The following is an 8,871-nucleotide window of genomic DNA, read 5'->3' as shown; positions in this document are numbered from 1 at the left end:
GGTGCAACCGACAGTGACACCGAAGGCCAGACCATCGCCCACCAGCGGTACCGGTAACATTCTTCCGTTCCAGGCCGGGTCTGTGCAGTGAGCTCATGACGTCCGGCGGCAACCACTGAGCGCGAGACGCGCCCCGCATGGAAGCCATGCTGTTTCGGTGCCCCATGCTGGTCGGGTGAGAATGCCCCATGGTTGATGGCTGCCGGGAGACACATCCTGGGACGGATCCGGACGTGTCGCGTCCCACGGCGCCCGCCCGACGGGTGAGTCCGTCGGGCGAGGATCCCGTGGTTGCCGGTGCGAGCATGCTCATCGGTGGTCCGCCCGGGGCCCACGCCCGCATCGGTGTCAACCGGAGCTGGTGGACGCCACTGCGGGTCCTGATGGCCTTCACCGTCCTGATCTGCCTGCTGGCCTACGCCCAGAAGGCACCGTGCCGCGACACCCGCAACTGGTCGCACGAGTACCAGTACACGCGCATGTGCTACTCCGACGTGGTCGCCCTGTACGGCCAGGAGGGCCTGGCCAACGGCAAGCGGCCCTTCCTCGACTACCCCACCGAGTACCCGCCGCTGATCGGCGCGGCCATGCAGTTCGCGTCATCCGTCGCCGGATTCGCCTCGCCGTCGCAGCCGGTGTACCGCGACGACGGTGGCCGCCAGGTTGTGGCCAGCTACACGATCGATCATCGAACAGCCACCTTCTATGACGTCACAGCTCTGTTGTTCCTGGTGGCGGCCTGCGTCGCGGTGTTCGCCACGGCCCTGACCGCGGGCAGGGCCAGAGCCTTCGACGCCGCACTGGTCGCGCTCGCGCCCGTTCTGGTGCTCCATCTCATGACCAACTGGGACATCCTGGCGGTGGCGTTCGCCGCCGCCGGCCTGCTTGCCTGGTCACGCCGAGCACCCACGCTCGCCGGCATCCTGATCGGGCTCGGAGCGGCGACGAAGTTCTACCCGGTGCTGTTCCTGCTGCCGCTGGCAGTGCTCACTCTGCGTGCGGGCAGAATTCGGCCCTTCGTCCGCACGTTCGTCGCGACCGTGGTGACCGCACTGGCGGTCTGGGTGCCCCTCTGGCTGGTTGCCGGGTACTTCAAGGGCGATGAACGGGTCGGCGACAGCATCTGGACGACGCTGTGGGCCGGTGGTGACTGGTTCGGCAAGCTCGGGGGCCACTGGGGCGACGGGACGAACGCGATGCTGCGCTTCGTCGACCTCAACTCCGAGCGCGGTCCGGACTGGGACTCCCTGGCCTTCGCCACGACCTGGCTGGCCAGCTCCTTTTCGACCCACATGTTCGGCGCCGTCCACCTGCTCACGATGGCGGTGGTCGGGATCGCGCTGGCCGTCATCGCCATCGCGGCGACGTCGCGATGGCCGGTCTGGCGATGGCCGATCGTGCTGGTGGCGTGTACCGGGTGGCTACTGGTCGCGGCCTGTGTCCCGGCGGTGCTGACCGATGTCCGGGAGCACGGCATCCCCACCGGCAAACTCAACCTCATTTCGATAGTCGTACTGGGGATGCTTCTTCTCGGCATAGCCGCGCTGGGATGGTTCGCGCCCCGGCGTCCGCGCCTGCCCCAGCTGTTGTTCCTCACGATCGCGGTGTTCCTGCTGACGAACAAGGTCTTCTCGCCGCAGTACACGCTGTGGCTGGTACCGCTCGCCGCGCTGGCCCGGCCACGGTGGCCGGCGTTCCTGGCCTGGCAGGCGAGCGAGGCATATGTGCTGCTCACCCGGTTCCTGCACTTCGTCTACAACGACACCAACGGGGCGTCCGGGATCGACCGTGGCTGGTTCGTGAGCGCCGTCGTCATCCGCGACCTCACCTTGTGTGTGTTCGCCTCGCTGGTCGTACGCGAGATCCTGCGGCCCGAACTGGACGTCGTCCGCGTCACCGGAGCGGACGACCCGGCGGGTGGCGTGCTCGACGGGGCGGCGGACCGGCGCAGTCGTCGGGCCATGCGCGCCACGGCGGACACCGCGACCGCGACGGACCGGGACGCAACGCAGGCCGGGCCGGGCGGATGGGCGGCGGCCGTCGGGGCTGGTCCATGACCGTGCCATCGGAAGATCCCAGCCCTGACCGGACCGGTCGCGCCCAACCGGATTCCGGCCTGGCCGCGCTGCCCGGGTCCGGTGCGCCCGGCATAGTCCGGACGTGGCTGAACTGGATTCCGCAAGCAGTCCGGGCGACCCTGCCGATCTGGTTCGTCAGTCGGGTCACGGTCATCGTGCTGTCCTTGGCCACATCCCGGGCACTGTCCGGTCAACCGGGTGCTGATCTGCCGGGCGTGTCGGCGCTGTGGAACCGCTGGGATGTCGGACTGTTCACCAAGGTCGCGCGGTTCGGGTACGAGTCCCCGATGTACACCGACCACACCGAGGTGGACTTTCCGGGCTACCCGATCGCGATGCGCTTCGCCCACCTGTTCATCGGTGACTGGACGGTCGCGGGGATGGCGGTCTCGTTCGTCGCGGGGGCCGTGGCGGTGGCGGCCATCTGGCAGATGCAGATCGATGACACTTCGGCCGCAGGAGCGTCCACCTCGACCGGACCGGTGGTTTCGGCGTCAATCGAACAGTCGTCCGGTGGGACCGGACCGGTGTCCGCCGGGACCGGACCGATGTCCGCCGGGACCGGACAAGCCCGCGGTGGGACCGGACGGGCCGTCGGCGGTATCCGGCTCTGGGCTGGTCCGGGTGACCAGGACCGCCGTGCCGCGGACTTCGCGGTCCTCGCGCTGCTGCTGTTCCCCTATGCGGTATTCCTCTGCGCCGGGTACTCGGAGGCGATCTTCCTCGGTTTTGCCACCACGTCCTGGCTCGCCGCCCGCCGCCAGCACTGGTGGCTCGCCGGCCTGCTCGGCGCCGGTGCAGCCTCGACGAGGGTCACCGGAATCCCCTTCTGCGTCGGGCTGGCGGTGCAGTATGTCGTCAGCCGGCGACGCGCGGGGCTACCGGTGTTCGCGACGTCGGGACTCGCGCTCGCGCTGCCTCCGTTGCCCGTCCTCGCCTTCGTCACCTACCTACGGGTGCGCACCGGACGGTGGGACTCCTACGCCTGGGCGATGCGGGTCGGCTGGCACCGGGACATCGACTGGCCCTGGGTGGGATGGCGGGCGACCTGGCATGGGGCCTTCGACGCGTCGCAGTCCTCGGCGTGGACCTGGTTCTGGCGTGGTGAGATGGCCGCCGTGGTCGTCGGCGTAGTCCTGACCGTGGCGCTGGTGTGGTCGGCGCGCCTCGGTGAGGCTGCCTTCGTCGGCGTTGCGACGTTGCTGATGAGCAGCTCGAACTACTACGCCTCGGGGATCCGGACAATTCTGGTGGCCTTCCCGATGTACCTGCTGCTCGCTCGGGTCGCGACCCGGTGTCCCTGGGTGCGGCCGGCCTACATCTGGCTGTGTGCGCCCGTCATGGCCGCTTTTGTCGTCGCCTTCACCCAGGGTCAGTGGGTCGACTAGGAGCGACCGGTGTCGGCCACCGGTGTCGGCCACTGGTGCGGGTGCGAGCTGGTCGACGTGGATCGAGTAGTGTTTGCCAGGTTGCCGTTCGTTGGCCCGTGCGCGTTGCACGTGCGGGCGTTCTGACACGCGGCACTGTCCCTCCTGCCACGGAACCCTCCGTGGCCGCCCGAGTCCACAGGAGGTGGGTTCACCCTTGCCACGGCATTACGAACTGATGGTCATCCTCGAACCGGATCTTGAAGAGCGTACGGTCGCGCCCTCCCTCGACCAGTATCTGACCGGTGTCCGCGCCAGCGGCGGCGTTGTCGAGAAGGTCGAAGTCTGGGGCCGCCGCCGGCTCGCCTACGAGATCCGTAAGAGCGTCGAGGGCATCTACGCCGTCATCGACCTGCACTCCGAGCCGGATGTGGTCGCCGAACTCGACCGCCAGCTCGTCCTCAATGAATCGGTGATCCGCACCAAGGTGATCCGGCTTCCCGAGAAGAAGAAGCCCCGACGCAAGATCGCGGCCTGAAGGGAGCGGCTTCATGGCCGGCGAAACAGTCATCACGGTGGTCGGAAACCTGACGAACGACCCCGAGCTTCGGTTCACCCCCAACGGTGCCGCGGTGGCCAGCTTCACCGTGGCCTCGACGCCGCGGACCCTCGACCGGACCACCAACGAGTGGAAGGACGGGGACGCGCTGTTCCTGCGTTGTTCCATTTGGCGACAGGCTGCGGAGCACGTTGCCGAATCGCTGCAGAAGGGCGCCCGGGTCATCGTCCAGGGTCGGCTCAAGCAGCGGAAGTGGACCGACCGTGAGGGTAACGAGCGCATCTCGGTCGAGCTGGACGTCGAGGAGATCGGCCCTTCACTGAAGTACGCCACGGCGAAGGTCGTCAAGGCGGCTCGTGGTGCCGGCGGTGGCGGTTATGGCGGACCGAGTGCCGGGGCTGCGCCCGGTGGGTACGGCGGGCAGCCTGCGCCCGGCGGTCCTGCCGGCGGGGCTGGCGGCGGGGCTGGCGGCTACGGTGCCCCGGCGCCCGCCGGCGGCGGATCGGGATACGGCGGCGGTGCGGTCGAGGATCCGTGGTCCGCACCGGCCGGCGCTTACTCCGAGGAACCCCCGTTCTAGTGGTCCGCTAGCGGACCACGAGTGGCCCGTGTGGCCTGCGGATGCGCGAATGGAACGGGCCTGCGGTCGAACCCACAGACATATAGGAGTGCACGATGGCCAAGGCGGCCGTGCGCAAACCGAAGAAGAAGGTTTGCGCGTTCTGCAAGGACAAGAGCGACTACATCGACTACAAGGACACCTCGCTGCTGCGGAAGTTCATCTCCGATCGCGGTAAGATCCGCGCCCGGCGGGTTACCGGAAACTGCAGTCAGCATCAGCGTGATGTGGCGATCGCGGTGAAGAACAGTCGCGAGATGGCGCTGCTGCCTTACACTTCGACGGCTCGCTGAGGAGGCTGGCGATGAAGCTGATCCTCACTCAGGAGGTACCCGGCCTCGGCAGCCCCGGTGACACGGTCGAGGTCGCCGGTGGGTACGGCCGCAACTACCTCATCCCCCGTCGGTACGCGATCGTGGCGACCCGGGGTGCCGAGAAGCAGATCGCCCAGATCCGCCGGGCCCGGTCGGCTCGGGCGGTCCGGGACCTCGGGCATGCCAAGGAGATCGCCGGCCAGCTTTCCAACCTGTCCGTCCAGCTGGTGAGCCGGGCGGGTAAGGAAGGCCGACTGTTCGGCTCCGTGACAGCGGCGGACGTGGTGGCGGCGGTGGCGGCGGCCGGCGGTCCCGATCTGGACCGCAGGCGGGTGGAACTGCCGAAGCCGATCAAGTCACTGGGTGCCCACACGGTCTCGGTGCACCTGCACACGGACGTCGTCGCGACCGTCAGTCTGGACGTCGTGTCCGCCTGAGAACGTCCGCCTGAGAACGTCTGCGTGAGAATGGCTGCCTGAGGACGTCCGCCGGAGTGGTTCCACCTGAGAAGGTCCGGACTGCACGGCGGTACGGGACTGTATGGCGGTACAGGACTGTAGGGCGGTATGAGTGACCGCGGTGTTGCCTGCCGGCCGATGCCGGCCGGTTGATGCCACATCGCGGTCACTCTTCGTATTTCTGTCCGTAGTCGGATCCATGCACAACGTGAGTCGCCGGCCGTACGGGGGCAGCGGTGATTGGATCTACGGATTTCTTTCGTCCACAGGCGGTGGATGACGCCGACGCCTGCCAGACCGCGACATTGGCCTGGACGATCTATTTTCCGATCGGCTATCCACAGCTTCGGGGGACTTGTCCTGATGCTTTCCCCAGGGAGTTCGGTCTTATCCACAGCCGTTGTCCACAGGTTCTGTGGATAACTCTTTGGGGCTTCGGGTCGCTCCCCCGTACAGTCGGCGCCGCCGGTAGGGCGCCGCTGATCGGGGGAGCGATGATCGGGGAGCCATGATCGAGGGAGCGGTGGCCGTGCGGAGGCGCTCGGTCGGACATTGACAAAGCCACTCCGATGGTCGAACATATGTTCGATAGTGAGATGTGTGTCCAAGCTGCGGTCACGACGAGCGGTCACGACGAGCGGCACTACGGGGGGTGGTCATGACACTGACCGACATTGACCGCGCCCGGGGTGGTTCGGGCGGGTCGGTCGAGTTCGACCGCACTCCACCACATGATCTTGCAGCTGAACAGAGCGCGCTGGGCGGCATGCTGCTGTCCAAGGACGCGATTGCCGACGTGGTGGAGGTACTCGCCGCGGGCGATTTCTACCGTCCCGCGCACGGCACCGTCTACGGCGTCATCGGCGACCTGTACGGCCGTGGGGAACCGGCTGACGTCATCAGTGTCGCCGCCGAGCTCGCCAGACGGGAGCTGCTCGAACGGGTGGGTGGGCCGGCGTACCTGCACACCCTCATCTCAAGCGTGCCGACGGCGGCGAATGCCGGCTACTACGCCCGCATCGTGGCGGAGAAGGCCGTCCTGCGCCGCCTGGCCGAGGCCGGTACCCGCATCGTCCAGCTCGCCTTCGGCCCCGCGCAGGACGTGGACGAGGTCGTCGACCGCGCCCAGGCGGCCGTCTACGAGGTCACCGAACGTCGCTCAAGTGAGGACTACACCCCGCTCGGCGAGTTGCTCAACCCCGCCCTGGAGGAGATCGAAGCCATCCAGGGGCACAACGGGTCACTGACCGGGGTCCCCACCGGCTTCAATGATCTGGACGAGCTGACCAACGGGCTGCACGGTGGCCAGTTGTGGATCATTGCGGCCAGGCCCGCCGTCGGCAAGGCACTGGCGCTCGACACCCCGCTCGCGACCCCGACCGGCTGGACGACCATGGGCGACGTCGCCGTCGGCGACCAGCTGCTGGGAGCCGACGGTAAGCCGACTCATGTGGTCGCGGCCACAGAGGTGATGCATGGCCGCCCCTGCTATGAGGTCGAATTCTCGGATGGCACGGTCATCGTCGCGGATGCCGCGCATCAGTGGCTGACCGAAACACGGCGGGCTCGACACTATGCGCAGCAGGGGAGCGCCTACGCCCGCGTACCGGTCGGGCCGGCGGTGGTGACGACGGAAGAGATCGCGGCGACGCTTCGATGCCCGACAGCAGATGCCCGCCTTAACCATGCCGTTCGAAACGCCATGCCCTTTGATCTTCCGGAGACGGACCTTCCAATCGATCCATATGTGCTCGGGGTGTGGCTTGGCGACGGAACCAGCGCCACGGCGAGTATCACCAGCACGGATCCGGAGATAATCGCGGAGATCGAGTGTCGCGGTTATGTCGTCAAGCCGTCGGTTTCGGTGAAGTACCGTTACCGGCTTCGGCTTCCATGCGAATATGAAGAAGATCGTAGTTGTCTTGTGTGTGGCGTGCAGTTCAGTAACCGTATGCCCCATGTGCGTACCTGCGGGCGGTCATGCGGTGGGAAGCTCCGATTCCTTGCCTCCCCGCTTGCGCCCCACTGCTGTGTCGACCGCGGTAGCGCGGTCACCAGCTACGGTCCGCGGTGTCTTTCATGCCATCAGACTGCCGGAACAGTCCAGGGTCGTCTCCGGGCGCTCGGTGTCCTCGGAAACAAGCACATACCAATGAGCTACCTGCGATCAAGTGAACGCCAGCGTCGTGATCTGCTTGCGGGTCTGCTCGACACCGACGGCACGGTTCACAAAAATGGGTCGACAGCCCAGTTCTCGGTAACCAGCAGACGACTTGCCTTCGATACGCGTGAAGTGATAGAAAGCCTCGGCTGTCGCGCCACAGTCAGCACGAAGAATGTCAAGGGGCGAACTCCGGAAAGCTCGGTCTGCTACACAATCAGTTTTGCCCCACAGCGGCAGGTTTTTTGTTTGTCGCGTAAGGTGGAGAAACTGCGGTGGACGGGCCATCCGACTGTATCCACTCGATTCATCGCTGCGGTACGGCCTATTGGGTCGGTGCCAGTTCGCTGTGTCGAGGTCGATAACGCAGATCATCTTTATCTGGCCGGCCGGACGTGTATTCCGACCCACAACTCGACTCTTGGTTTGGATCTTGCTCGGGCTGCGTCCATCCGTAACGGGATGACATCGGTGATCTTCTCGCTGGAGATGAGCCGAATGGAGATCACCATGCGGCTGTTGTCGGCGGAGGCCCGGGTGTCCCTGCAGAGCATCCGCACCGGGCGGCTCACCGACGACGACTGGGCCCGTCTTGCCCGCCGGATGGGCGAGGTCGCGGACGCTCCCCTGTTCATCGACGACAGCCCGCACCTGACCATGATGGAGATTCGGGCGAAGGCCCGGCGGCTCAAACAGCGCAACGACCTCCGGATGATTGTTCTCGACTATCTGCAGCTCATGTCGTCGCCAAAGCGGACGGAAAGCCGCCAGCAGGAGGTCAGCGAGATATCGCGTTCACTGAAACTGCTGGCCAAGGAGCTGGATGTCCCGGTGGTGGCGATCTCCCAGCTGAACCGTGCCTCGGAACAGCGTGCGGACAAGCGCCCACAGATCTCCGACCTTCGCGAATCAGGATCGCTCGAGCAGGATGCGGACGCGGTGATCCTGCTGTACCGGGAGGATGCGGTGGAGAAGGAGTCAGCTCGCGCCGGCGAGGCCGACCTGATCGTCGCCAAGCACCGTAACGGCCCGACCGGCACCGTCACCGTCGCCTTCCAGGGCCACTACTCCCGTTTCGTCGACATGGCCAGCTGACCGAGCTTCGTTGTAGGTTCTCAAAAGGGATGTCGTCTTCTCGGATGGGTTGTCGTCTACTTGTCGTCTCCGACATCTCGGTGAGAAGTCCGTCGGCGTGTCGATCGGCTGTCGCCTGATCGTTTTGGGACGATTACTGTCATGTCAGGCGATCCTGGGCAGCGCGTCCGTCGTGTCCGGGCGCGGTACCGCGCCGGGGACGGTGGGGTCGTCGATACCT

7 protein-coding genes are annotated in these 8,871 nt (G+C 66.4%); all 7 read left to right on the top strand.

Translation table 11 applies throughout. The features are described from left to right. Positions 1-233: 233 nt before the first annotated feature. The 7 genes from U9977_RS23130 to dnaB all read left to right on the top strand — a co-directional run bounded on the left by U9977_RS23130 (position 234) and on the right by dnaB (position 8,651). The gene (locus U9977_RS23130; protein WP_322751392.1) at positions 234-2,057 is read left to right on the top strand and encodes a glycosyltransferase family 87 protein; all 1,824 of its coding nucleotides are present in this window, start codon (positions 234-236) and stop codon (positions 2,055-2,057) included. Next, positions 2,054-3,466: a hypothetical protein gene (locus tag U9977_RS23125; protein WP_322751391.1), complete on the top strand. Its 1,413-nt coding sequence runs from the start codon at positions 2,054-2,056 to the stop codon at positions 3,464-3,466. Before U9977_RS23130 ends, U9977_RS23125 begins: the two co-directional genes overlap by 4 nt. Positions 3,467-3,662: 196 nt before the next feature. Further along, positions 3,663-3,983 (top strand): 30S ribosomal protein S6, encoded by a 321-nt coding sequence (gene rpsF / locus U9977_RS23120; RefSeq protein WP_322751390.1) that lies wholly within the window; start codon positions 3,663-3,665, stop codon positions 3,981-3,983. A gap of 13 nt (positions 3,984-3,996) precedes the next feature. Beyond that, entirely contained in the window at positions 3,997-4,584 is a 588-nt protein-coding gene (locus U9977_RS23115; protein ID WP_322751389.1) for a single-stranded DNA-binding protein, read from the top strand. 95 nt (positions 4,585-4,679) lie between these two features. Continuing rightward, positions 4,680-4,916, top strand: a complete 237-nt coding sequence (gene rpsR / locus U9977_RS23110) for a 30S ribosomal protein S18 (RefSeq protein ID WP_131749434.1) — start codon at positions 4,680-4,682, stop codon at positions 4,914-4,916. Between the two features lie 11 nt (positions 4,917-4,927). Further along, a complete protein-coding gene (gene rplI / locus U9977_RS23105; protein WP_322751388.1) occupies positions 4,928-5,374 on the top strand; it encodes a 50S ribosomal protein L9 in 447 nt (148 codons plus the stop codon). Positions 5,375-6,053: 679 nt separating this feature from the next. Then, positions 6,054-8,651 carry a replicative DNA helicase gene (dnaB, locus tag U9977_RS23100; RefSeq protein WP_322751387.1) on the top strand — a complete coding sequence of 866 codons (2,598 nt, stop codon included), beginning with the start codon at positions 6,054-6,056 and terminating at the stop codon, positions 8,649-8,651. Positions 8,652-8,871: the final 220 nt, after the last annotated feature.

It is taken from the genome of Protofrankia sp. Cas8, from assembly GCF_963555845.1.
GTDB lineage: Bacteria > Actinomycetota > Actinomycetes > Frankiales > Frankiaceae > Protofrankia.
Note: the sequence above shows the minus strand (reverse complement) of the source record. Positions and strands in the feature narration are given on the sequence as shown.